General features: G+C 71.5%; 11 protein-coding genes and 1 pseudogene. 9 read left to right on the top strand and 3 right to left on the bottom strand.

What is annotated here, in order from left to right; all coding sequences use genetic code 11:
- Nucleotides 1–35: 35 nt before the first annotated feature.
- The gene (locus WMF44_RS24805; protein ID WP_437292503.1) at nt 36–437 is read right to left on the bottom strand and encodes an RCC1 domain-containing protein; all 402 of its coding nucleotides are present in this window, start codon (nt 435–437) and stop codon (nt 36–38) included.
- Between the two features lie 233 nt (nt 438–670).
- Between WMF44_RS24805 and WMF44_RS24800 the strand changes: the two genes are divergently transcribed.
- The 5 genes and pseudogenes from WMF44_RS24800 (at nt 671) to WMF44_RS24780 (ending at nt 5,700) form a co-directional block, all read left to right on the top strand.
- A complete protein-coding gene (locus WMF44_RS24800; RefSeq protein WP_437292502.1) occupies nt 671–1,624 on the top strand; it encodes a hypothetical protein in 954 nt (317 codons plus the stop codon).
- Complete coding sequence (locus WMF44_RS24795) at nt 1,618–3,192, top strand: protein kinase (RefSeq protein WP_437292501.1); 1,575 nt, start codon at nt 1,618–1,620, stop codon at nt 3,190–3,192. The genes WMF44_RS24800 and WMF44_RS24795 overlap by 7 nt, the downstream gene beginning before the upstream one ends.
- Nucleotides 3,193–3,246: 54 nt before the next feature.
- A complete protein-coding gene (locus tag WMF44_RS24790) occupies nt 3,247–4,107 on the top strand; it encodes a hypothetical protein (RefSeq protein WP_437292500.1) in 861 nt (286 codons plus the stop codon).
- A gap of 15 nt (nt 4,108–4,122) precedes the next feature.
- Nucleotides 4,123–5,001 carry a hypothetical protein gene (locus tag WMF44_RS24785; RefSeq protein WP_437292499.1) on the top strand — a complete coding sequence of 293 codons (879 nt, stop codon included), beginning with the start codon at nt 4,123–4,125 and terminating at the stop codon, nt 4,999–5,001.
- 107 nt (nt 5,002–5,108) lie between these two features.
- Nucleotides 5,109–5,700: pseudogene (locus tag WMF44_RS24780) on the top strand (Uma2 family endonuclease).
- 73 nt (nt 5,701–5,773) lie between these two features.
- Here WMF44_RS24780 and WMF44_RS24775 read toward each other — a convergent pair.
- Complete coding sequence (locus WMF44_RS24775) at nt 5,774–6,994, bottom strand: serine/threonine-protein kinase (protein ID WP_437292498.1); 1,221 nt, start codon at nt 6,992–6,994, stop codon at nt 5,774–5,776.
- A 374-nt stretch (nt 6,995–7,368) separates the two neighbouring features.
- Here WMF44_RS24775 and WMF44_RS24770 point away from each other — a divergent pair, with 374 nt between their 5' ends.
- The gene (locus tag WMF44_RS24770; protein ID WP_437292497.1) at nt 7,369–10,968 is read left to right on the top strand and encodes a DEAD/DEAH box helicase; all 3,600 of its coding nucleotides are present in this window, start codon (nt 7,369–7,371) and stop codon (nt 10,966–10,968) included.
- A gap of 147 nt (nt 10,969–11,115) precedes the next feature.
- Here WMF44_RS24770 and WMF44_RS24765 read toward each other — a convergent pair whose 3' ends face one another.
- On the bottom strand, nt 11,116–11,706 hold the full coding sequence (locus tag WMF44_RS24765) for a Uma2 family endonuclease (protein ID WP_437292496.1): 591 nt from the start codon (nt 11,704–11,706) through the stop codon (nt 11,116–11,118).
- Between the two features lie 371 nt (nt 11,707–12,077).
- Between WMF44_RS24765 and WMF44_RS24760 the strand changes: the two genes are divergently transcribed.
- The 3 genes from WMF44_RS24760 to WMF44_RS24750 all read left to right on the top strand — a co-directional run bounded on the left by WMF44_RS24760 (nt 12,078) and on the right by WMF44_RS24750 (nt 24,349).
- Nucleotides 12,078–12,971, top strand: coding sequence for a hypothetical protein (locus WMF44_RS24760; RefSeq protein WP_437292495.1), 894 nt, complete (start codon nt 12,078–12,080; stop codon nt 12,969–12,971).
- Nucleotides 12,972–13,918: 947 nt separating this feature from the next.
- Nucleotides 13,919–18,907 carry an nSTAND1 domain-containing NTPase gene (locus tag WMF44_RS24755; RefSeq protein ID WP_437292494.1) on the top strand — a complete coding sequence of 1,663 codons (4,989 nt, stop codon included), beginning with the start codon at nt 13,919–13,921 and terminating at the stop codon, nt 18,905–18,907.
- Nucleotides 18,908–19,216: 309 nt separating this feature from the next.
- The gene (locus tag WMF44_RS24750) at nt 19,217–24,349 is read left to right on the top strand and encodes an nSTAND1 domain-containing NTPase (protein WP_437292493.1); all 5,133 of its coding nucleotides are present in this window, start codon (nt 19,217–19,219) and stop codon (nt 24,347–24,349) included.
- Nucleotides 24,350–24,671: the final 322 nt, after the last annotated feature.

Below are 24,671 nucleotides of genomic sequence, written 5' to 3'. Positions count from 1 at the left end.
TCAGGGCGCGTCGCGGCCTGTGTCCGCGAGAGCGCTCAGGGCGCCCGCTCCTCGACGGGGATCGCGGAGCTCGTCCCGGTGCCGTCGCCGAGCTGACCCAGGGTGCCTCTGCCCCAGCACAGGACCTGGCCAGGGCCCGTGGGGCCGCACGCCCCCTCGACGATCGCGCACGTGTGGAAGATGCCGGCGCTCACCGCGACGACCTTGGCGAGGGGTCGGAGCTGGCTGTCGATGGCGAAGGTCGCCTGCTCGGTCAACGCGATCTGCGTGATTGTCGCCGCGCCGAGCGACGCGGGAAAAAGCACGCTCATCGGCGTGCTCGAGGAGACCGCCATCGCGCGCGGAACACCCAGCTGGCCGAACGAGTTGTCCCCCCAGCAGGTGAGAGAGCCGTCATGCCGGATCGCGCACGTATGGCTGGCGCCCGCAGCCACCATGATTCCGTGCGCCTCGCCCCTCCGCGGCCATGGACCGCCGCGTGAGCCGTCACCCGTTGCTGCGCTTTTCTCGACTACAGATGAGAAATTTCGGCGCGTGCGCGCAATGCACGGATGGAACACGCAGCGCTTCTGCACGCTCGCCCGGGTCAGCGATGTGATATCAAAGGCAACGCCGCGCTGAACGGGTCAGCGCGGCGTTGTGGTCCCCCTCGTTTGCGCCGATGTGAACCGTGCGTGCGTCTAGTCTACGAGGCCATCTGTGGCAAGCGGCCGCCCTGGCAGCCGTCCTTGCCTCCACGTTCCAAGCCGCGGCCGCGGACCCTCCCCCGCGGTCCCGCGAGGTCCAGGAGCTCATCGACGAGGCGGAGAAGGCCGCCAAGCGGCTCGAGCTCGCTCGCGCTCGCGATCTCTGGGCGCGGGTCAACGCGCTCGAGCCCTCGACGATGGCCGTGTGTCAGCTCGGGGTGTTCGACTTGCGGCTCGAGCGCATCGAGAAGGCCGCGGAGGAGCTCACCGCGTGCGTCGCGCAGATGCCCGAGCCAACCAACGACGTCGAGCGCCGTCGCTACGAGGTGAGACGCGCCGATCTCGCGGCGGTGCGGCAACGCGTGGCCGAGCTCCACGTGAGCGCCCCGCGGGGCACGGCGCGGATCCTCGTGGACGGTCGCAGGGTGAGCGAGGGCCGTTCCGTCTTCGTCGCGCCCGGACAGCACGAGGTGACGGCGACCGGACCGCAGGGGCAAGAAGCCCGTGCGGCCGTGAAGGTGGCAGCGGGCGAGTCGCAGCACGTGTCGCTCGCCTTCAAGGCCACGAAGGCTGCCGCAAGTGCTCCAGCGCAGGCGCGCAATCCTTGGATCATCGGCTCCGGCGCGGCCGCATCGGCGGCCCTGCTCGGCGCCGGCGCAGGGCTTCACGTCGCAGGCGACTTCGCCGGGCGCGAAACCGTTGCCAAGGTGGCCCGCCTGAACGACGGCTCGATGCTCCACAGCAGCGCGGAGTACCGCCAGATCTATGACGAAGCGGATGCGGCCGACACGCGAGCGAGCCTGTTCCGTGGCCTGGGCTCGGCTGCGCTCGTCGCCGGCGCCGCGCTCGGTGCCGCGACGATCGTCTACGTCGTCTGGCCGCGGAAGGCCGAGATCCGCCCGCGAGGCGCCGGCGCGGAGGTCACGCTCGTATGGTAGCGGCGGGTGAAATCTGGGAAGGCCACGAGCTGCTCAACGAGGAACGCGGCCTGGTCCGTCATTTCCTCGCGCGGCAGGTCGGCGACAAAGGAGACCTCGTCTGGTTGCACGTCCACGAGGGCTCGGGCCTCGACGCGGGCGCGTTTGCTGAGGAGCTCGCGCGCCTGCAGCGCCTCTCCGACGATGTCCCGGAGATCGTCCGCGTGCTCTATGGGGGGGTGAGCGGCTCCGTCGCGTGGGCAGCGACCCCCGTGCTCAGCGGCGCGGTCCCGCTCCTCGACGCCATGCGGGGGCAGGACCTCGGCTCGGCCGCGCTCAAGGTGCTGATCGACCTTGGCCGCTGTCTCGAGCGCGCTCATGAGCTCTCCATGATCCATGGCGCCCTCAGTCCGGACCGTGTCTTCGTCGTGAGCGAGGGCCGGTACGCGATAACGCACTTCGGATTCGTTCGGCTCTTTCAGCTCGGCCCAGACGACGCTCTGCGCGATCCGTACGGGTACGCACCGCCGGAGCGCTTCTCCGGTGGACACATAGGACTTCGCGCGGATGTCTACGGCTTCGGCACCGTCATGTACGAGCTCTTGTGCCAACGCCCCCTCTCGATGTGGACCGAGCCCACGAGCTTCCCCGTCGGGATGCCTCCGATGCTTCGGATGATGATCAAGGGGGCCCTCGAGGAGAACCCCAAGCGACGGCTGGTGAGCGTCCGAAGGATGCTCCTTGTTCTGACGCCCTTCACCCGCGCGTGGGAAGAGCTCGGCGAGCCGCCGGAGCTTCCCCACGCGGACATCTTCGCCGCGCCGTCCGGCGCGCGGCGCAAGCTGGACGAAGAAGCGCCGATCTCGATGGAGGACGAGGCGGAACCGCTCGGCTCGGGTGAACAGGTGGGCCGAGCCAGCGCGGTCCCCACGCCGCGCCCCTCGGAAGCGCCCGAGACGGCCAGGAGCGCGCCGCCGCGGGACGCGCAGGACCACGCCACCCACGCGGCGCCGGTTGCACCGCCGCGCCCTCCCGATACGCCCGACACGCTCAGGAGCGCCGTCCCGCCGCGGGACGCGCAGGATCACGTCGCCCACGCGCCGCCGGTTGCGCCGTCGGCGCCTCCAGCGCCCGAGCTCCCGGACCTCGATCCGCGGCTGCCGGTAGCGTCGGCGCCTTCGATCGCTCCGCCTTCTCCGCTGCTGCCGGTCGCGCCGGCGCCCTCGACCCCTCGGGATTCAAGCACCACCCCGGAGCGACGCTCCCGCGCGCGCTGGTACGGTGCGGTGCTCGCGCTGGCGTTCGTGCTGGGCAGCGCGGCCGCGGTCCTCTGGCGCGAGCCCCCCCGCCGAGCCGCGCCACGCCTGGGGCCGGTGGTCCAGGCTGCTGCGGTTCGAGCCACGCCGCCGCCCTCCGTTCGACCGCTCGCTCGAGGCCCTGAGCCGCTCCCCGAGGCCGCGCCGCCGCCCGTCCCGCCGCGGCCTCGCGCGACCCGCCCCGCCGCTCCCGCACGGCAGGCCATGAAGACGCCGACCCAGGAGTTCGATCCCTGCGACGGCCTGATCCCTTGTCAGAAGGACTTTTACTGAGCGGCGGGAGGGGTTCTGATGCGGTCGAGCGCTTGTTTTGTAAGTGTCGCCGTCATGCTGACAGCGTGTGGAGACGGGCTCGATGCGTACGGTGTCTATGCCCCGCGGACGGACGACAACGCCGTATGGCTCTGGGTTGACGAGAGTCCCGATGCGCCAGCATGTCCGGGGCACCGGCTGGACTTCTGGGAGGGTTGGGCTGACGTGCGTGCCGTCGAGGAGTGCGGCGTGTGCACGTGCGGACCGGCCCTGTGCACGTTGCCGTCGAGCGTGACAGCACACAGGTCGCTGCGCTGTGGCGACTACGGAACCCAGATCGTCTTCGATGAGCAAGACGCGGACGAGGATCACGGGGGCATGTGCCGCAAGGCTGCCCCTCCTGTACCAAGCGAGGTATTCGCCTCGGTCACCTTCGATCCGCCGGCACTCGCTGCCGAGTGCGCCCCATCGTCGGCGTTCGACCCGCCGCCGATCTTCGGCAACTTTGCAAAGGCCTGTCCGATGGTATTAGGCATTCGACCAGAGCGTGAATGGCGAGCGTGCATCTCCCCCGAGTATGACGGATTGTGTCCGCCAGGATTCGATGTCCGACTGGAGTTCAAGGAGCGAATCGCAGACGCACGCACGTGCACTCCATGTTCCTGCGAGGCTCCGGTGGGTGGGAGCTGCGAGGCGGAATTCCTCGTGTATGCCGAAACCAGCTGCACTACCAAGATCATCGGTGGCGGGTTCGGCGTCGACCAGAACGACAGTCGGTGCACCGACATCGATCCCCTTCCGATCGCGGCGATGCGTGCGGTGCTAACCCATCAAAAGCCGGGCACGTGCGCGCCGACGTTGCACGTCTCCCAGGTAATCGGCGATCTTGTCAGCGGAGAACCGCGCGTTTTCTGCTGCTCCGACAAATTTAACTGAAGGGCGGTACCCACGATGCGATCAAATGCATCACTTGTCCTTGCAGTGTTCGCACTGCTCGGGTGCTACTCGATAGACCTTCCACCAGAGCTACCAAAGCCCGATCCGACCAAGGAAGTATTTGTCCTCGTGGAGGGCGCTGGCGCATTCAAGCAATGCGAGGCGTTCAACGATGAGCTTGCGTGGGAAGGGTACTTCGAAGCAGAGGGGTTCAGCGCGGAGGACAAGTGTGAGCCCTGCGAGTGTACGCCGGCCGAGTGCGAACTGCCGTCGAAGGTGACCGCCAGCGCGTCGGTCTGTTCTCGCGAGGACGCCGTCGGCACGCTCGACTTCGGCGCGTCATGGGACGGTTCCTGTTCAGCGGCCGAAGAGCCGATCCCGGGAGACGCCGTCGCTACAGTGACGTTCGAGCCGTCGACCCTCGCCCCGTGCGCTCCGGTGTCTCCGGTACCGAAACCGTCGATGGGCAGCCTACAGTTCGTCAGGGCCTGCAAGTCCGATCCTCCCGGGTACGCACCGACGCTCAGCATGACGTGCTACCCTCCTCAGGAAAACGGCGAGTGCTGGAAGGGTTACGACCGCAAGTTCGAGTATCCCATGCTCAACGACACCCGCGAATGCTCTCCGTGCTCTTGCGGCGCGCCGAGCGGCGGAAGCTGCACGGCGGAAGTCATGCTGTACCAGGATCCCGACTGCATCAGCGAGGTCGCATCCGAGTACACCACCAATCACAGCAACCCTGTTTGCACCAGGGCGACGAGCGCGTCGCTTGCGGCGATGCGCTCGGTGTTCTTGAAGAGCGAGCCTGGAACGTGCGCTCCGTCGACCGACTCCGAGATCGTGAGCGGTTCCCTGGAACGCGGCGTCACACACGTCTTGTGCTGTGATCGCTAGCGGTCGCCGTCGTGCCCCCGCGTCGATGAGCGCCCCGGCCGGCGCGCCGCCGGACCCCTGCACCTCGCCGCCTTGCCGCGCCGCTCGTCCCCGGGCAGGCTTCCGCCATGGGCCCGCCCGCCGCCAAGCAGCGCCGCGCGACGTACGCCGATCTCGAGGCCGTCCCGCCGACCAAGGTGGCGGAGCTCATCGCGGGCACCTTGCACGTGTTCCCCAGGCCGGCGCCGCCTCATGCACGCGCATCGTCTCGCCTCGGCATCGAGCTCGGCGGTCCGTTCGATGCAGGGAACGGGGGGGCCTGGCGGCTGGTGGATCCTGGACGCGCCCGAACTGCATTTCCCGGACCCAGCGGTGCCGGGTGAGGTGGAGGCGGTCGTACCGGACATCGCTGGCTGGCGTCGAGAACGCATGCCCGAGCTGCCGACGACAGCTTTCTTCCCGCTCGCCCCGGATTGGGTCTGTGAGGTGCTGAGCCCTTCGACCGAGGACGTGGACCGCGACGAGAAGATGCCGATCTATGCGCGCGAGGGCGTGCGGCACGTGTGGCTGGTCGACCCGCTCGCGCGGACGTTGGAGGTCTTCTCGCTCTCCTCGGGTCGGGGGTGGGGGCCCGCCGCCGTCCACCGCGACGCCGCTCGCGTCCGCGTCGAGCCCTTCGAGGCGATCGAGCTCGATCTCTCGGTCCTCTGGGCGAGGTAGCCGGCCACCGTCCCGAGCTCCTGGACGGCCCCGCCCGCGTCCTGACGAGGCGGACGCGGCGCGAGATCCGCGATCAGGGCGCTGTGCCCTGGCGTTCCAGCAGGCGCGCCGTCATCGCCTGCGCGGCGTCCGCGACCCGGGCGGCCGCGCGCGCCGTGTCGCGGACCACCTCGTCCACGCGGCGCGCGCCGTCGCTCCCCGCCGGCCCCCAGAGCAGCGCCGCGGGCAGCGCGATCCCGAGCGCCAGCGCCGCCCCGGCCGCCGCGACGCGAAAGCGCCGCCTCCGCGGAGCTGCCGGCGGCGCCACCGGCACCCCCGCCGCGGCCTCGAAGGCAGAGATCATCGCCTGGACGCTGGGGAACCGCTCCGACGGGCTGATGGCGAAGGCGCGCGCGAACCACGCCTCCAGGGCGGGCGGCGCTCCCGGGCACAACGTGGCCAGCGGGGGGCGCCCGCTGACCAGGATGGCCGCGAGCACCGCGGCCAGGTTGCGGCCCGGGAACGGCTGCCGCCCGGTCAGCGCCTCGTGCGCGACGACCGCCAGCGACCACATGTCGAGCTGCGGGCCGCCCAGGCCGTCACACGTGTGCTCCGGGCTCAGGTAGGCCGGCGTGCCCAGCACGACGCCGTCCGCGGTGCGGCGGCGGAAGTCGGCCGGCCGATCCTGGCCGACCCACTTGGCGATCCCGAAGTCGGTGATCTTGGCGCAGAGATGGCCGTCGCTCCCCTCCACAAGAAGGATGTTCGACGGCTTGATGTCCCGGTGCACGACGCCGAGGCCGTGCGCCACCGACAGCGCCTCTCCCAGCTGCCGCAGCAGCGACGCGAGCTCGACGGCGGGGATCGTCCCTCGCTCCTCCAGCAGCTGACGCAGCGACCTGCCGCGCACGTGCTCCATCACGATGTACGGGCCCGCCGCCAGGTCCTCGCCGGCGTCGAGCACGGCGACGACGCCGCGGGTCTTCTGTCCGAGCTGCGCGGCGACCCGCGCCTCCAGGCGGAACCGCTCGATCGCGTCGACGTTCCGCCCGCCCCGCGCCACCGTGAGGAACTTCAGCGCGACATCGGCGCGCCGGACGCCGTCGTGCGCGCGCCAGACCTCGCCCATCGCGCCGCGACCGAGCAGCTGATCGACCTGGTAACGCCCGTCGATGAGGCGGCCTCGCAGCCGTACGGAGCGGCGCGAAGAGGCTGGGCGGGAGTCCGCCGGCCGATCGGCGAGCGCGACCACTCCGCGCGCGCTGTCTCTCCTCTGGGAGTCAGGTTGTGAGTCGAACGAGGAAGGATGGAACACGATCGAGCACCTCCGTGCCGCCTCTGTGTCCCAGCCACGTCGGTGTCCTTTTCGGGCGACGCGCTGGGGTCAGGGACCGGGGCATGCCCAGAGCGTATCGCGAACATACGATCCTGGGAATCCTGGACTGCGCTCCTCCAGCAGAGCGCCAATCACGGATACGCGCTCACAAGGTCATACGGCCACGCTGGATGTCGGGTCGGGCGCGCAGCGCGGCGCAGAGCCGGCGCGTCGCCTCGCGCAGCTCGCCTTCGTCGAGCGACGCGAACCCGCGCCGCGCGGCGCCGCACCCTACAGCGCGCTCGCTCCCGGGGGCCAGCGCGCCGGAACCCCTTGAACCGGGCCCTCGCACCGACGACGTTACGCCGCCCGTCATGCCCGGCGACACCCAGGCCGTCCCCCCCGTTCCCCCCGTAGCCCCTGCGGCGCCCTTCGAGACCCGCGCGGCCCTCCTCGCCTGGCTCGCGCAGCACGGCGTCGCGCACCTGGCTCGGCTGAGCCTCGAGGCGGTCGCGCCGCGCGTCGACCCCACGCTCTGGCCCGAGCTGCAGCTCCTCGGCGCGCGGCGGCGCCTCATCGACCTCGCGAGCGCCGAGTCGCTCGCGGAAGCGCGCGCGTGGCTCGCGCCCTCGCGCCTCCGCGACGTCCTGCCGCCCCTCGTGGCTCGCTTCCTGGAGGACGAGCGCGACGACGCGGCGCTCGCGCGCGCCGCGGCGCCGTCGCTCCTGCGCGCGCCCGAGGAGCCGCGGGCCCTGCCGGCGCACGAGCGGCTCTGCGAGCTGCGCGCGCGCGTGCCGGACGCGGCGGCCCCGCGCCCCGAGCGGGCGCTCCGGGCCGCCGCGCTGCGGTTCGACGCCGCGCTCCCCGGCTTTCGCCTCGACGACCCGCGGCCCTTCGAGGCGCACCGCGCAGGCGCCGGCTTCGTCAGGCCGGAGGCGCGGCTGACCCTCGCGCCCGGGGCCCTCCGCGCCGAGTGCGACTGCGGCGCGGCCGGCTGCGTCCACGCGCTCGCGGCCATCGACGCCGCGCTGCTCTGGCTCCGCCAGCCCCCGAGCGCGGCCTTCTTCCAGGCGCTCGGCGAGCTCGGCCGCCCCGCCTGGGAGCGCGCCTTGCTGGCGCTCGACAGGGCCCTCGACGAGGGCCCCGGGGCGCGCGGCGGCGTCGAGCTCTCCTTCCGGCTGGACGTCGTCGAGGCGGCCGGCGTCGTTGTCGCGCCCTGGATCCACCGGATGGGCAAGAAGGGCCAGCGCGGCGCCGGGGCGCGGCTCGGCAAGAAGCGCCTCCTGCTGGAGCACGGCGGAAAGCTCTCCCCCGAGGACGCCCGCATCGCGTCCCTCCTGCCCGAGGGCAGCGCCTTCGCCTCGCGGGCGCTGCTCGACGCGCTCATCGGCCACCCGCGCCTCTTCGTCGACGAGGCGCCCGACGTCGCCGTGCGGATCGAGCGCGCGCCGGTGGGCGTCGTGGCCGAGCAGCGCCACGGCGCCGTGCGCGTGAGCGCCGGCGTCGAGGGTACGGCGCTGCCCCCTGCGCTGCTCGATCGCGCGCGCCGGGCCCGGCCCGAGGAGGTGCTGTTCCTCTGGGACTGGGACAAGGGCGCGCGGCGGCTCACGCTGCTCGACGTCAAGGCCGAGATCCGGGCGCTGCTCGACGTGCTCGCGCGCGAGGGCGACGTCTTCCCGCCCGAGAGCCACGGCGCGCTGCTCGCCGCGCTCTCGCGGTGGGCGCTGCGCGTGCCCGTGGCCATGCCGCGCAGCGTGATGGGCGAGTCGGTCCCGCCGGAGCTGCTCCCGGTGCTGCGGCTCACGGCCCAGCCCCGCGGCGCCGTGGAGGTCGAGCTGCGCGTGCGGCCGCTCGCGGACGCCCCGCCGCTCGTGCCGGGCGCGGGCGCGCGCGACGTCCACGTGCGGCGCGGCGACCGGGCCCTGCACGCGGTGCGCGACCTGCGCCGGGAGCAGGACTTCGCCGACGCGCTCGCCGCCGCGCTCCCGCTCGCCGGGGCCGAGCCGTTCGAGGATCGCCCGTTCCACTACCGCTTCGCCAGCGCGCAGGGCGCGCTCGATCTGCTCGCGGCCTGCGCGCGGCGCGAGCCGCCCCCGGAGCTCGAGTGGGTCAGCGAGCCCCTGCGCGTCGTGGGCGACGGCGGCCCCCGCGCGCTCAAGGTCGTCCTCGAGAAGCGGCGCGAGTGGTTCGGCGCCCTCGGCGGCCTGAGCGTCGCGGGGGAGCGCGTGGAGCTGGCCCGGCTGCTCGACTCGGCGCGCCGCCACGAGCGCTACGTGCAGGTCACGGCCACCACCTACGTGGAGCTGGGCGAGGCCCTGCGCGCCCACCTCGAGCGCCTGGCCGATCACGTCCACGACTCCCCGCGCGGCCTCTCGGTGGGCCCCTCGGCCGCCGCGGTGCTGTGGGAGCTCGAGCGGGCCGGCGCCGCGATCGAGGCGGACGGCGCGTTCCGGGGGCTCGTCGAGCGGGTCGTGGCCGCCGGCGAGCTCTGCCCCGCCGCGCCGGCGGCGCTCGCGGGTGAGCTCCGCCCTTACCAGCTCGATGGGTATCGCTGGCTCGTGCGCCTCGCGGCCTGGGGCGCGGGGGGCGTGCTCGCCGACGACATGGGCCTCGGCAAGACGGTGCAGGCGCTCGCCGTCCTGATCGAGCGCGGCGAGCGCGGGCCGGCGCTCGTCGTCGCGCCGACCTCGGTGGCCTTCAACTGGCAGGACGAGGCGCGGCGCTTCGCGCCCTCTCTCCGCATCACGCTCTACGCGGACGAGGCCGATCGCGACGACGCGCTCGCGCGGCTCGGCCGGGGCGACGTGCTGGTGCTCAGCTACGGCCTGCTCGTGCGCGACGCCGCGCGCCTCGCGGCGCGGCGCTTCGCCACCGTCGTCTTCGACGAGGCGCAGAGCCTGAAGAACGCGACCACCCAGCGCTTCCGCGCCGCGAGGGCGCTAAAGGCGGACTTCAGGTTCGCGCTCTCGGGCACGCCGATCGAGAACCACCTCGGCGAGCTCTGGAGCCTCTTCGCGCTCGTCTTCCCCGGCCTCCTCGGCGGCTGGGACGCGTTCCGCGACCGCTACGCCATGCCGATCGAGCGGCAGATCGACCCTGCCGCGGGGCCCGCGCTCGCGCGCGTGCTCGCCCCGTTCCTGCTCCGGCGGACCAAGGCGCAGGTGGAGGCCGAGCTGCCGGCGCGCACCGAGGTGCGCGTGCCGGTCGTGCTCTCGGGCGCCGAGTGGCAGCTGTACGAGGACGCGCGCCTCGCGGCGCTGTCCGACCTCGAGACGCCCCGGGCGGTCCGGCGCCAGCAGGAGCGGCGCGTCGAGGTGCTGGCGGCGCTCACGCGGCTCAGGCTGCTCGCGTCGCACCCGCGCCTCTACGACGCGCGCTCGACGCTCGACTCGTCCAAGCTCGCGCGCTTCCTCGGGCTCGTCGAGGAGCTGTGCGCGGAGGGGCAGCGGGCGCTCGTGTTCAGCCAGTTCACGTCGCACCTCGCGCTGGTGCGCGAGGCGCTCGAGGCGCGCGGCGTCGCGTACGTCTACCTCGACGGCGAGACGCCCCGGAAGGCCCGGGCCGAGCGGGTGCGCGAGTTCCAGGAGGGGTCGGCGCCGCTCTTTCTGATCTCGCTGAAGGCGGGGGGGTTCGGCGTCAACCTCACGGCGGCCACCAACGTGATCCACCTCGACCCCTGGTGGAACCCCGCGGTCGAGGATCAGGCCTCGGACCGGGCGCACCGCCTGGGCCAGCGGCGGCCGGTCACCATCTATCGCCTGGTGGCGCTCGGGACGATCGAGGAGAAGATGCTGTCGCTGCACGCGGAGAAGCGCTCGCTCGTGGCGCAGGTGCTCGGCGGCAAGGACACCGCCGGCAAGCTCTCGACGCAGGAGCTCGTCGGCCTGCTCTCGGCGCAGCTCCGGGGGCCGGACGGCGGCGAGGGCGGGGACGGCGAGCTCTCGGACTCAAGCCCTCCGAGTCGCGCTCTTTGACTCGGGCTCTCTGACTCGTGCCGTACCTCCGAGAAAATTGAACAGGGAGACGGGGAGACGGGGAGGGAAATCTTCAAAATACTCCCCGTCTCCTCGCCTCCCTGTTCAATTCCCCCGCTGAAAAGGGCTGCACAATGAGGGAGTTGTTCAGGTCGCCCAGAGCACGGCGAGATCGAGCTCGATGGCCTGGAAGGGCGTGGCGCGGACGCTCGCGGTGTCGCGGTGGGTGGCGATCGGCGCCCAGCTGCGGTCCGCGGCGAGCGTGAAGATCTCCAGGGTCCGCTGGAGGGGCGCGATCAACCAGACGTGCCGCACGCCCTCGCGCGCGTAGACGGGCATCTTCTCCTTGCGATCGTGCTGCTCGGTCGAGGGGCTCAGGACCTCGCAGATCCAGTCCGGAGCGAGCGAGAAGTAGGGCGTGTCGGGGAGCTCGGGCATGCGCTCCCGGCGCCACCCGGCGAGGTCCGGCACGACGACATCCACGTCGCCTGGCGAGGCCGGATCGGGGAAGTGGATCTCGGGCGCGTCCAGGATCCACCAGCCGCCCGGGCCGTTCTTGCCGTGATCGAAGGGACCGCCGAGCTCGATGCCCAGGCTCGACGCGGCGCGCGCGTGCCGCGGCGCTGGCCGGGGGAAGCGGTGAAGCTCGCCGCCGATGAGCTCTGCCACCTTGTTCGGCGGCGCCGCCTCGAGGTCGGCGTACGTCGCGCGTCGGCGCTTCTCGGCGGGATGGCCCATGGGTCCAGCGTGCCCTGGGGGGGGCGGCGACGCAAGCCCCAGGCCTTCGCGCAGGGCGGCCGGCGCGCAGGTGATGATGCCGTTGCTCACGAACGGTGAGGGCGAAGAACACGTGACACACGCCGACGGTAGGAAGGTCCGACTCTTGGGATGCTTCCTGTCGTCAGATCGGTTCCAAACGTTCCAATCGTCGATTGCATCAGGCTCCTCGCCTGGGAGCGGGGGAGACCGGCCTCGTGGTGGGCAGTCCAATCGCGGCGTAACGTGGCGAACGCGCGGCGACCGTCCATCCCGCTGGCGCGCAGCTTGCAATCGGCCGACGCCGCTGAGCGCTCCTGCGCTGTCCACGAGCGCCAGCGAGGAGAAACGACATGCCGAAAGCGAAGTCCGCGAGCGCTTCCTGGAACCCGGGAGCGCGGCCCGCGCCGTCCGGGCCTTCCGAGGCGTCCCTGCCGCTGGCGCTCACCGCGGCCGAGCAGGACCTCCTGGGTCGCGCTCTCCGGTTCCTCGTCAACGTCCAGGCCGCGCCGTTCATCGCGCGGGCGCGTCGCGAGGGCTACGCGGCAAACGAGCACCGCGAGGGGTGGCGGCTATTCAAGCTCGCCTCGGGCGAGCAGCGCCCGCTCGAGCACCTCTTCGCGGAGGTCGCGAGCGGCGGAGGCGTCGAGGGCGCCGAGCGGATGCAGCTGCTCCGGGAGGTCGACGTCTTCGAGAACACGTGGTTCCCGCGCACGCGCGCGATCATCCGCCGCGTGGTGCCGCGCGAGCGGCGCGACGGCTTCGAGGCCGCGTTCTTCAAGCACCTGGAGCCGCAGCCGCTCGGGTCGACGGTGACCATGTCGGTCGGGACGTACCTCCGCCGCCTCGAGGGGCTCGCCAGGAACAGCGATGGCGACGCGAAGAAGGTCCACAAGGTGCTCGCGGCGCGCGGGCTGACCGAGGCGAAGGTGCAGCAGGTGCGCGATCTGCTGGCGAAGCTCGAGGCCGGCGCCGGGGCGCAGGCGCAGCCGCCCCGGGTGCCGGCGGCCGAGCTGGCGAGGGCCTGGCGGGAGCAACGGGAGGGGATCGAGGGCCTGCGGGGCTGGTTCAACGACTGGGCGACGACGCTGCGGCAGGTCTTCCCGGTGAAGGCGCAGATCCAGCTCGGCCTCACGGCCGTGAGGCGCACGGCGGCCGCCGGAGAGGTGATCGAGGAGGAGGTGTCGCTCGACGAGGACGAGGGCGCCGACGGCGAGGTCACCGGCGCGGAGCCGCCGGTCGGCTGACGCTCTCCGGCCGCCGCGATGCCGGACCGGCGCCCGCGGCGCCCGCGCTGCCAGCGCAGATCCCGCGCGCAGGCCGCACAGAGGGTGGGAGATGGGAGCCCGCGCGGCGCCAGGCCGCGGAGGCGGCTACGCAACCGCTTGCTCTCTTCCGCAATGGTTTGCGGGATCCAGCAAAAGATCGCGCTCCGAGGGCCCCGGCGGAACGTCCCGCACGGCGCGGGCACGGCTGCGTGCGGGCGGCCGCGCTGCAAGAGAGACTCGCCCCGTCGACTGGGCTCGTCGTCCGAGCCACAGCCCGGCTCCTCGCCTGATTCTGAGCGATGACTGGGCTCCTCACCTGAGCGATGACTGGGCTCCTCACCCGAGCGATGACCGGGCTCGTCGCCTGAGCCTCAGGCCGGCTCCTCGTATGCCAGGTCTCGGCACCTGGGAATTGCCGCAATGCCGAGCGGCTCGAAATGGCGGAAGAACAGGAGGAGAACGACGGGAGCGCTGGTGCGAAGGAGAGGGGCTGACGCATCCGAGGCGCCGACACCGGACGATGTGGGGGGGTATGCTATAGAACCTCCCAACAGGCAGCGACGGTTGGCTGCTTGAGCATCGGTCCGGGTACGCCGTCGGGTTCTCTCGCCAGAGCGGCGCGACGAGCTCGACATTCGGGAGCGTTGCGTGTCGACAGGGGGTGGGGACGTTTCACCCGGAGCCGCCGCGCGGGCGTGGCAGCGATCGGAGGGGCCAGGATGAGCCGCGAGACCCTCGCGCCAGGGACGGTGTTCCAGGGTCGCTATGAGATCCTGTCCTGCTGCCGAGCGAGCGGCCGAACGGTCGTTTACAGGGGCCGGCGCATCGGGGGCGGTCGGCCGATCGTCCTCCAGATTCTCCGTCTGCCTCGCGAGGGAGACCGCAGGCACCCTGCGCGGCGCTCCATCTCGCGGTTCCTGCGGGAGATGCGCTCTGGCACGCGGCTCCACCACGCTCCGATCGTCCGGCCCGTCGACTGGGGGCACGCCGGCGAGGGGCGGCTCTATACCGTCTTCGAGCTCATGCCGGGACACACCCTGCAGGAGGTGATGCCCTCGCAGGACGACCTGCAGCAACACGCGCTCGGCGCGACCCTGCCGCAGGCGACGCTCGAGCTCAAGGAGACCCCGCGCCGCGACGCCGAGGCCCAGGAGCAGAGACAGCCGGACCGGTCGGGATCGAGCGGAATGCGCGGCGAGCGTGGCGAACCGGCCGAGACCACGCTCGCGCTCGCCGGCCTGGCCCCCACGGAGGCGTCGGCCGGCGTGACGCCCGAGGAGCGAGCGCGCGAGGCCGCAGCGCCGTCGGTACACGACGCGCTCGACGCGCACGGCGCAACCGCGGCGGGGGGAGCGGCGCCGACGGGGCGCGGTCCGGGCTCCGCGCTGCCGGACGTCGGCGGCACGATCAAGCATTACGAGATCATCCGCAAGCTGGGCCGGGGCGGCATGGGGATCGTGTACCTGGCCCGCGACACCAAGCTCGGGCGCCTCGTGGCGATCAAGCTGCTGCTCGAGTTCAGCGGACAAGGAAACGAGCGCTTCCTGGACGAGGCGCGGGCCACGGCGCGCTGCCGTCACGAGAACATCGTTGTGATCCACGAGGTGGACGAGATCCGCGGACACCCGTACCTGGTGCTCGAGTACATCAAGGGCCGCACGCTGAGCGAATGGCTGACCCAGCGCGAGCACCCGAGCGCGCCAGGGCCGCTCGCCGCGATAGGGCCGTCCGGCCCGATGCCGCCCGGCCAGGTGGTGGAGCTGATGATCCCTGTGGTTCGCGCGCTGGTGTGCGCGCACGAGCTCGGGATCGTGCACCGCGATCTGAAGCCCGAGAACATCCTCATCGACGACGCGGGGAGCATCAAGGTGCTCGACTTCGGGATCGCCAAGCAGCTCGACGCCAGGGTGATGTCGACGCTCACGGGCACGCAGGCGACGCTCGCGCGAGGCCACGTCGACGGCCACCGGAGCGGGCTCATCGGCACGCCGGCCTACATGTCGCCCGAGCAATTGCTGGGCGGGGACATCGATCCTCGCAGCGACCTCTGGGCCGTGGGCATCCTCCTGTACACGCTGCTCGTGGGGGCGCATCCGCTCGACCCGTTCTCGGTCGCGCGGCTCGCGGACATCGTGAAGCTCGATCTCCCCATGCCGCGCGTGAGCGCGCGGCGGCCGGACGTGGGCGCGCTCGGCGACCTTGTCGATCGGTGCCTGAAGAAGCGCAAGCACGAGCGCATCGGCTCGGCCAAGGAGCTGCTCGCGGAGCTGGAGGCGCTGCTGCCCGGCCGAAAGGCGCTCGAGCTGGGCGACGACGAGAGCCCGTTCGCGGGGCTGTCCGCGTTCCAGGAGTCGGACGCGGCGCGCTTCTTCGGGCGCGATCGCCAGATCGCCGCCACGACGACGCGGCTGCGCTACCAGCCGCTCCTCACGGTCGTCGGGCCGTCGGGGGCGGGCAAGTCGTCGTTCGTGCGCGCGGGGGTGATCCCTGCGTTGAAGCGCGGCAGCGAGCGGTGGGAGACGTTCATCGTGCGGCCGGGGCGCCGGCCGCTGTCGGCGCTCGTCGATGTGCTCGTGCAGGTGGCCGAGTCCGAGGTGGCCAGCGCGGGGTCCGGGTCGGCCGAGCTCGCCGACCACGACGGGATCGTGGCCACGCTGCGCGCGCAGCCGGGGCACCTGGGCGCCCGGCTGCGCGCGCGCTGCCGCCGCGAGGGGACGAGGCACCATGTCCTGCTCTTCGTCGATCAGTTCGAGGAGCTGTACACGCTCGGCGCCAGCCGCGAGGAGCGGGCCGCGTTCGTGGCCTGCCTGGAAGGCGTGGCCGACGACGCGTCATCACCCCTGCGTGTGCTGCTCGCCGTCCGCTCGGATTTCCTCGATCACATGGCCGATGATCACGATTTCGTGATCGACGTGACGCGCGGTCTGTCGCTGCTGCCGCCGATGGGGCGCGACGGGCTGCGCGACGCGCTGACGAGGCCGCTGGAGGCGGCCGGTCATCGCTTCGAGACGGCCGAGATGATCGAGGACATGCTGGGCACGCTGGAGAGCACGCGGAGCCCGCTGCCGCTCTTGCAGTTCACGGCCGCGAAGCTGTGGGAGGCGCGGGATCGCGAGCACCGGCTGCTGACGCGAGACAGCTACGAGAGGCTGGGCGGCGTGGCGGGCGCCCTGTCCGCGCACGCGGACGCGGTGCTCTCGGCGCTGCCGGTGCGCGAGCAGCGGCTGGCCCGCGCGGTGCTCGTGCGCCTGGTCACGCCCGAGCGCACGCGCGCGGTGGTCAGCCTGGAGGAGCTCCATGGGGTGGCGCAGAACGGCAGGGGTCCTGCGGGCGAGGCGATCGATCAGGTGGTCCAGCACCTGGCCGGCGCGCGGCTGCTGCTGATCGAGACCGGGGGCGAGCGCGAGGGCACGACGGTGGAGCTGGTGCATGAGTCGCTGATCGAGCGGTGGCCCAAGCTCCGGCAGTGGCTCGCCGAGGGCGAGCAAGACGCGCAGTTCCTGGCCCGGCTGCGCGCCTCGGCGCAGCAGTGGGAGGCGAGCGGCTGGGCCGAGGGGCTGCTCTGGCGCGACCGCGCGGCCCAGGACGCGAGGGCATGGTACGAGCGCCGGCGCGCCGCGCAGGGCGCCGACGGGCGAGCGGGGCTGAGCAAGCGCGAGGAGCGCTATTTGCTGGCCGTCGTGGAGCTCGCCGAGCGCGCGCGGCGCTTGCGACGGCAGTTCGCCGTGGGCGTGATCGCGACGCTCAGCGCGTTCGCGGTCATGGTGTCGTACCTGGCGATCCGCGCGCAGGCGGACGCGCTCCTGGCGCGCAACGCCACCCGCATGGCCGCGGCGCGCGAGCTGCAATCCGATCCCACGACGGTGCTGGCGCTCTTGCGGGAGGTCGAGCCGCCCGAGGTGCCGCGCGGGTGGGCCACCCTCGCGCGCTGGGCGCTGCACAGCTGGGTCGCGCGCGTGGTGCTCACCCACCCGGATTTCGTCATCCGGGCGGCGTTCAGCCCCGACGGCAAGCACATCGCGACGATCTGCGCGGACAGGGCCGTGCGGGTGTGGAACGCGGACGGCACGGGCGAGCCGCTGGTCCTTCGTGGCCACGACGCGCCGATCAACTCGGTGGCGTTCAGCCCCGACGGCGAGCGCATCGTGACGGCGTCGGACGACAGGACCGCGCGGGTGTGGCGCACGGCGGGTGCGGGCGAGCCGCTCGTCCTCCGCGGTCACGAGGACGGGGTCTATTCGGCGGCGTTCAGCCCCGATGGCGGGCGCATCGTGACGGCGTCGTTCGACCGGACCGCGCGGGTGTGGAGGGCGGATGGCACGGGCGAGCTCGCCGTCCTTCGGGGTCATGCGGAGCCGGTCTATTTCGCGGCGTTCAGCCTCGACGGCGGGCGCATCGTGACATCGTCGTTCGACCGGACCGCGCGGGTGTGGAAGGCGGATGGCACGGGTGAGCCGGTCGTCCTGCCCGGTCACGAGGATGCCGTCTACTCGGCGGCGTTCAGCCCGGATGGCAAGCGCGTCGTCACGGCGTCGTGGGACAAGACGGCGCGGGTGTGGAACGCCGATGGGTCGGGCGAGCCCCGGATCCTGCGCGGCCACGAGGATGTCGTCTACTCGGCGGCGTTCAGCCCGGATGGCGAGCGGATCGTCACGGCGTCGTGGGACAAGACGGCGCGGGTGTGGAACGCCGATGGGTCGGGGGAGCCTCGGACCCTGCGCGGCCACCAGGATCGGGTCTATTCTGCGGTGTTCAGCGCCGACAGCAGGCGCATCGTCACGGCGTCTTATGACAAGACGGCGCGGGTGTGGAACGCCGAGAGCACGGGTGAGCCCCTCAGCCTCCGTGGTCATGACGATTCGGTCTCCTCGGCGGCGTTCAGCCCGGATGGCAAGCGCATCGTCACGGCGTCGTGGGACAGGACGGCGCGGGTGTGGAACGCCGAGGTCGCGGGAGCGCCCGTGATCCTCCGTGGCCACGAGGGGGAGGTGTTCTCGGCGGCGTTCAGCCCGGATGGCAAGCGCATCCTCACCGCGTCCGACGACAAGACGGCGCGGGTGTGGAACGCCGACGGCTCGGGCGAACCGCTGGTGATCCGTGGTCATGCGGACCGGGTTCGCTCCGCGGCGTTCAGCCCTGACGGCGAGCGCATCGTCACGGCGTCCTTTGACAAGACGGCGCGTGTGTGGAGCGCCGACGGGTCTGGAGAGCCCGTGACGCTCCGTGGTCACGCGGACAGGGTGCGTTCGGCGGCGTTCAGCCCCGACGGCGAGCGCATCGTCACCGCCTCGTATGACAACACGGCGCGTGTGTGGAACGCCGATGGCACGGGCGAGCCCGTGGTCCTGCGAGGGCACGATCGTTGGGTCGTATCGGCGGCGTTCAGCCCGGATGGCGAGCGGATCGTCACGGCGTCGTGGGACAAGACGGTGCGGGTGTGGAACGCCGACGGCACAGGCAAGCCCGTGGTCCTGCGTGGTCATGAGCACCTGGTCAATGCTGCGGTGTTCAGCCCGGATGGCAAGTATGTCGTGACCGCGTCCGACGACAAGACGACGCGGATATGGAACGCCGACGGCACGGGCGAGCCCCTGGTGCTGCGCGGGTCCGATGCGTCCGTCAACGCGGTGGCGTACAGCCCCGATGGCAAGCGCATCGTCACCGGGTCCGACGACAAGGTCGCGCGGGTGTGGACCGACCTCGAGCCGCTCCGCGGCGTCGATGATCCGAAGCTGTGGACGGCGACGACCTACTGCATGCCTGTCGAGCGGAGGATCGAGCTCCTTCGTGTGCCCGAGTCGGCCGCCCGGGCGAGCCAGGAGGCCTGTCTGCGGCAGGTCGCCGCGGTTCGCGCGGCCGCGCCGAGGGGGCAGGCGGATTCGGGGGGCCGGCTGCGCGGCACGGCCGGCCGATGACGAGCGTCGCTGCGTCGAGCGCGTGAGCGCGTCGAGGAAGCAGCGGGCTCTGGCGCTGCTCGCAGGTCCATGCTGCGTCTCGCGAGGAATGCGCGAGAGCGGCGGCGGGCCGGAGATTGTCGGAAAGAGAGCCGTAGAGACGTCCGGAGCGTCGATGTCGGGCGATGCGTGGGGGCGGATGCTATAGATCATTGAGGACAGGCAGCGAGGCTGCCTGAGCATGGGATCGGGTACGGTGTCGAGCTCTCTCGTCAGACAGGCGGGACAAGCCCGGCCGTCCGGATCGCTGCTTGTCGATTCGGGGTGAGGATGTTGCGCCTGAAGCTGGCGAGCGAGGCGACGGCGAGTCGAGGAGCCAGGATGAGCCGGCGGACACTCGCGCCAGGGGTGGTGTTCCAGGGCCGCTACGAGATCTTGTCATGCTTCCGGGCGAGCCGCCGAGCGGCGATCTACAAGGGGCGGCTGATCGAGAGCGGTCAGCCGATCGTCGTTCAGATCCTGGGCATGGCGCCGGACGGAGCTGGCGCGCATCTGGTGCGGCGTGGCCTGGCGCGATTCCTGCGGGAGATGCGTTGTTGCACGCGGCTCCACCACCCCCGCATCGGCTGGCCCATCGACTGGGGGCACGCTGGCGAGGGGCGGCTCTATGCCGTCTTCGAGCTCGTGCCCGGACGTGCGGCCGGTGTGGAGGGCAGCGGGTGGGAGGGGCGGGAGCCGAGAGGAGCGAGAGGAGAGGACACGAGCGGAGATTCTGAGGTTCTGGTGCGGCGACAGCCGGACCACCGGAGCTCGATCAGCGCTTCTGTTGAAGAGGCCGTGTGCACGCTCGGTATCGCCGGCGTGGCGCCCACGGAGGCCGCGGGAGACCCTATGCCCGAGGAGCAGGCGCAGGAGGCCGCGCTCCTGCCAGCGCAGGATGCGAGGGCGCTGGCGGGAGCGACGGTGGCGGAGCGCGCTCCGGGCTCTGCGCTGGCGGACGTCGGCGGTACGATCAAGCACTACGAGATCATCCGCAAGCTGGGCCGGGGCGGCATGGGGATCGTGTACCTGGCGCGGGATACGAAGCTGGGGCGCCTCGTCGCGATCAAGCTGCTGAGCGAGTACAGCGGGCAGGGGAGCGAGCGCTTCCTGGCCGAGGCGCGGGCCACGGCGCGCTGCCGTCACGAGAACATCGTCGTCATTCACGAGGTGGACGAGATCCGTGGATACCCGTACCTGGTGCTGGAGTACATCAAGGGCCGCACGCTGAGCGAATGGCTGGCTCGGCGCGAGCACCCGAGCGCGCCGGGGCCGCTCGCTGCGATAGGGCCGACCGGCCCGATGTCACCCGGCCAGGTGGTGGAGCTGATGATCCCTGTGGTTCGCGCGCTGGTGTGCGCGCACGAGCTCGGGATCGTGCACCGCGATCTGAAGCCGGAGAACATCCTCATCGACGATGCAGGGAGCATCAAGGTGCTCGACTTCGGGATTGCCAAGCAGCTCGATGTCCAGATGATATCGACGATTACGGGGGTGCGTGCGGCGCTCGAGGGAGGCGGTGGTCAGGGCTATCGAAGCGCGATCATCGGCACGCCGGCGTACATGTCGCCCGAGCAATTGCTGGGCGGGGACATCGATCCTCGCAGCGACCTCTGGGCCGTGGGCATCCTGCTGTACACGCTGCTCGTGGGGGCGCACCCGCTCGACCCGTTCTCGGTCGCGCGGCTCGCGGACATCGTGAACTTGGACGTCCCGATGCCGCGCGTGAGCGCGCGGCGTCCGGACGCGGGTGCGCTCGGCGCCCTCGTCGACCGCTGCCTGAAGAAGCGGAAACACGAGCGCATCGGCTCGGCCAAGGAGCTGCTCGGGGAGCTGGAGGCGCTGCTGCCCGGTCGAAAGGCCCCCGAGCTGGGTGAAGGAGAGAGTCCGTTCGCGGGGCTGTCTGCGTTCCAGGAGTCGGACGCCGGGCGCTTCTTCGGTCGCGATCGCGATGTCGCCGCCATGACAGCGCGGCTTCGATACCAGCCGCTCGTGACGGTTGCCGGCCCCTCCGGGGCGGGCAAGTCGTCGTTCGTGCGCGCGGGGGTGATCCCTGCGTTGAAGCGCGGCAGCGAGCGGTGGGAGACGTTCGTCGTGCGGCCGGGGCGCCGGCCGCTGGCGGCCCTCGTCGATGTGCTCGTGCAGGTGGCCGAGTCCGAGGTCGCCGAGAACGAGGGCACCATCGCCACCTTGCGCGCGCAGCCGGGCCATCTGGGTGCTCGGTTGCGGGCGTGCTGTCGCCGTGAGGGGACGAGGCACCATGTCCTGCTCTTCGTCGATCAGTTCGAGGAACTCTTCACGCTCGGCGTCGCGCCAGAGGAACGGGCTGCGTTCGTGGCCTGTTTGGAAGGCGCGGCCGACGACGCGTCATCGCCCCTGCGCGTCCTCCTCGCGATTCGCTCGGATTTTCTTGATCGCATGGCCGGGGACCACCCCCAAATGACTGACGTGGCCCGTGGGCTCTCGGTTCTGCCACCCATGGGGCGCGAGGGTCTGCGTGACGCGTTGACGAGGCCGATCGAGGCGACCGGTCATCGCTTCGAGACTGCGGAGATGGTCGAGGAGATGCTGGGCACGCTGGAGAGCACGCGGAGCCCCTTGGCACTTCTGCAATTCACGGCCGCGAAACTGTGGGAAGCGCGGGATCGCGAGCGCCGGCTGCTGACGCGAGACAGCTACGTGAAGCTGGGCGGCGTGGCCGGTGCCCTGTCTGCTCACGCGGATGCGGTGCTCTCGGCGCTGCCGATGCGCGAGCAGCGGCTGGCCCGGGCGGTGCTCGTGCGTCTGGTTACGCCCGAGCGAACGCGCGCACTGGTGAGCTTGGATGAACTCCGCGAGCTTGCTCAGGACGCCGACGGGGGCACTGGCGAGGCGATCGCGCAGGTGGTCCAGCACTTGGCCGCAGCGCGCTTGCTGCTCATCGAGACCAGCGGCGAGCGTGAGGGAACGACCGTGGAGCTGGTCCACGAGTCCTTGATCGAACGGTGGGCAAAGCTCGGGCAGTGGCTTGCAGAGAGCGAGCAAGACGCGCAGTTCCTGGCCCGGCTGCGCGCCTCGGCGCAGCAGTGGGAGGCGAGCGGCCGCGCCGAAGGGCTGCTCTGGCGCGACCGCGCGGCGGAGGAGGCTAGAGCGTGGCGCGAGCGCCGGCGCGCCGCGCAGGGCGCGGAGTGGCACGCAGGGCTCGGCAGGCGGGAAGAGCGCTATCTCTTGGCCGTCGTGGCTCTGGCCGAGCGCGCGCAGTGCCTGCGGCGGCGGCTCGCCATGGGCGTCATCGCGACGCTCGGCGCGATTGCGCTCATGCTGTCGTACCTCGCGGTTCGCGCCGACCAGGAAACGGCCCGTGCGCAGGCCGAAGCCCGAGATGCGCGCAACGCCACCCGCATGGCGACGGCGCGCGAGCTTCAATCCGATCCCACGACCGTCCTCGCGATATTGCGGGAGGTCGAGCCGCCCGATGTCCCGCGAGGGTGGGCAGGCCTTGCGCGGTGGGCGCTGCACGGCCGGGTCGCTCTTGCGGTCCTCACGCATTCGGATGGGCTCCATTCGGCGGCGCTTAGCCCCGATGGCAGGCGCATCGTCACGGTGTCGTGGGACAACACTGCGCGGGTGTGGAACGCCGACGGCACGGGCGAGCCCCTGGTCCTTCGTGGTCACGAGGCTGGGGTCCGGAGCGCGGCGTTCAGCCCCGATGGCAGGCGCATCGTCACCGCGTCCTCGGACAAGACCGCGCGGGTGTGGAATGCCGATGGCACAGGCGAGCCGCTGGTCCTTCGGGGGCACGAGCAGCGGGTCCAGTCTGCCGCGTTCGATCCGGATGGCAAACGCATCGTCACTGCGTCCGCGGACAAGACCGCGCGGGTGTGGAACGCCGATGGCACAGGCGAGCCGCTGGTCCTTCGGGGGCACGAGCAGGAGGTCTACTCAGCGGCGTTCAGCGCCGACGGCAAGCGCATCGTCACGGCGTCGTGGGACAAGACGGCACGGGTGTGGAATACCGATGGTGCGGGGGAGCCCCTGATCCTTCGCGGCCACGAGGGAGGGGTATGGAGCGCAGCGTTCAGCGCCGACGGCAAGCGCATCGTCACGGCGTCGTGGGACAAGACGGCACGGGTGTGGAATACCGATGGTGCGGGGGAGCCCCTGATCCTTCGCGGCCACGAGGGAGGGGTATGGAGCGCAGCGTTCAGCCCCGACGGCAAGCGCATCGTCACGGCGTCGTGGGACAAGACGGGACGGGTGTGGAATGCCGACGGCACGGGCGAGCCCCTGATTCTTCGCGGTCATCAGGATGGGCTCTGTTCGGCGGCATTCAGCGCCGATGGCAAGCGCATCATCACGGCGTCGTGGGACGAGACTGTACGGGTGTGGAATGCCGAGAGTACGGTTGGGCCCCTGGCCTTTCTTGGCCATGAACTTGGGGTCTATTCGGCAGCATTCAGCGCCGATGCCAAGCGCATCGTCTCCGCATCGTCTGACAGGACGGCGCGTGTGTGGAACGCCGACGGTACGGGCGAGCCGCTGGTCCTTCGGGGGCACGAGCACGAGGTCTTCTCCGCGGCATTCAGCGCCGACGGCACGCGTATCATCACGGCATCGTGGGACAAGACGGCGCGTGTGTGGAACGCCGACGGCACGGGCGAGCCGCTGATCCTTCGGGGACACGTGCGCGAGGTCGTCTCGGCGGCGTTCAGCCCCGACGGTAAGCGCATCGTCACCGCGTCCTGGGATAAGACCGCGCGGGTATGGAATGCCGACGGTACGGGTGAGCCCCTGGTCCTGCGGGGGCACGATGGTCGCGTCAATTCGGCCGCATTCAGCCCCGACGGCAAGCGCATCGCTACCGCCTCCCACGACAAGACGGTGCGGGTATGGAATGCCGACGGTACGGGCGCGGCCCTGGTCCTCCAGGGGCACGAGGCTCCGATCATGTGGGCGGCGTTCAGCCCCGATGGCAAGCGCATCGTCACGGCGTCGTGGGACAAGACCGCGCGGGTGTGGAACGCCGAAGGTACGGGCGAGCCCCTGATCCTGCGGGGGCACGGGCACTGGGTCCTGGGGGCGGCGTTCAGCGCCGACGGCAAGCACGTCGTCACCGCGTCTCAGGACAGGACGGCGCGGATATGGAGTGCCGATGGCACGGGGGAGCCTCTGGTCCTGCACGGATCCGATTCACCAGTCAATTCGGCGGCGTTCAGCCCGGATGGTAAGCGAATCGTCACGGCGTCGGACGATAACGCCGTGCGGGTATGGACCGACCTCGAGCCGCTCCACGGCGTCGATGACCCGAAGCTGTGGACTGCGACGACCTTCTGCATGCCCGTCGAGCGGAGGATTGAGCTCTTCCGCGTGCCCAAGGCCACCGCTCGAGCCCACCAGCAGGCCTGTCTGCGCCGGGTCGACGCAGCCCGCGCGGCTGCTCCTTGAACTCGGCTGGACTCGGCCGTCGGACCACGCGGCACGCCCGACCGATGACGAGCGCTGTTCCCCCGCGTCGTACATGCTGCCAGGGCGGGTCGGCACGCAGCGCAAGGTCGCGGTCTGCCCGGCGGTCAGGTTGCTCACCCGAGGTGCGACTGCAATAACAGGGTACCACAACCAACAAGACCATTGCACGGAAATCGCTGGAACGTCGAGCGAACTGAGATTGTGGGGAAGAGAGCCGCCCGGGCATCCAGAGCGGCGATGCCGGACGGGGCGGGGGGACGATGCCGTCGAGCAAGGATAGGCAGCAAGGCTGCCTGAGCGT

Origin of the sequence: Sorangium sp. So ce426, assembly GCF_051475585.1 — a bacterium.
GTDB lineage: Bacteria > Myxococcota_A > Polyangia > Polyangiales > Polyangiaceae > Sorangium > Sorangium cellulosum_B.
Note: the sequence above shows the minus strand (reverse complement) of the source record. Positions and strands in the feature narration are given on the sequence as shown.

What these genes read in the sequence shown, in the direction of transcription:
- WMF44_RS24755 (WP_437292494.1), top strand. Translation starts at nt 13,919, where the DNA reads ATGCGCTCTGGCACGCGGCTCCACCACGCTCCGATCGTCCGGCCCGTC.
- WMF44_RS24790 (WP_437292500.1), top strand. Translation starts at nt 3,247, where the DNA reads ATGCTGACAGCGTGTGGAGACGGGCTCGATGCGTACGGTGTCTATGCC.
- WMF44_RS24770 (WP_437292497.1), top strand. Translation starts at nt 7,369, where the DNA reads ATGCCCGGCGACACCCAGGCCGTCCCCCCCGTTCCCCCCGTAGCCCCT.
- WMF44_RS24760 (WP_437292495.1), top strand. Translation starts at nt 12,078, where the DNA reads ATGCCGAAAGCGAAGTCCGCGAGCGCTTCCTGGAACCCGGGAGCGCGG.
- WMF44_RS24795 (WP_437292501.1), top strand. Translation starts at nt 1,618, where the DNA reads ATGGTAGCGGCGGGTGAAATCTGGGAAGGCCACGAGCTGCTCAACGAG.
- WMF44_RS24805 (WP_437292503.1), bottom strand. Translation starts at nt 437, where the DNA reads ATGGTGGCTGCGGGCGCCAGCCATACGTGCGCGATCCGGCATGACGGC.
- WMF44_RS24765 (WP_437292496.1), bottom strand. Translation starts at nt 11,706, where the DNA reads ATGGGCCATCCCGCCGAGAAGCGCCGACGCGCGACGTACGCCGACCTC.
- WMF44_RS24785 (WP_437292499.1), top strand. Translation starts at nt 4,123, where the DNA reads ATGCGATCAAATGCATCACTTGTCCTTGCAGTGTTCGCACTGCTCGGG.
- WMF44_RS24750 (WP_437292493.1), top strand. Translation starts at nt 19,217, where the DNA reads ATGTTGCGCCTGAAGCTGGCGAGCGAGGCGACGGCGAGTCGAGGAGCC.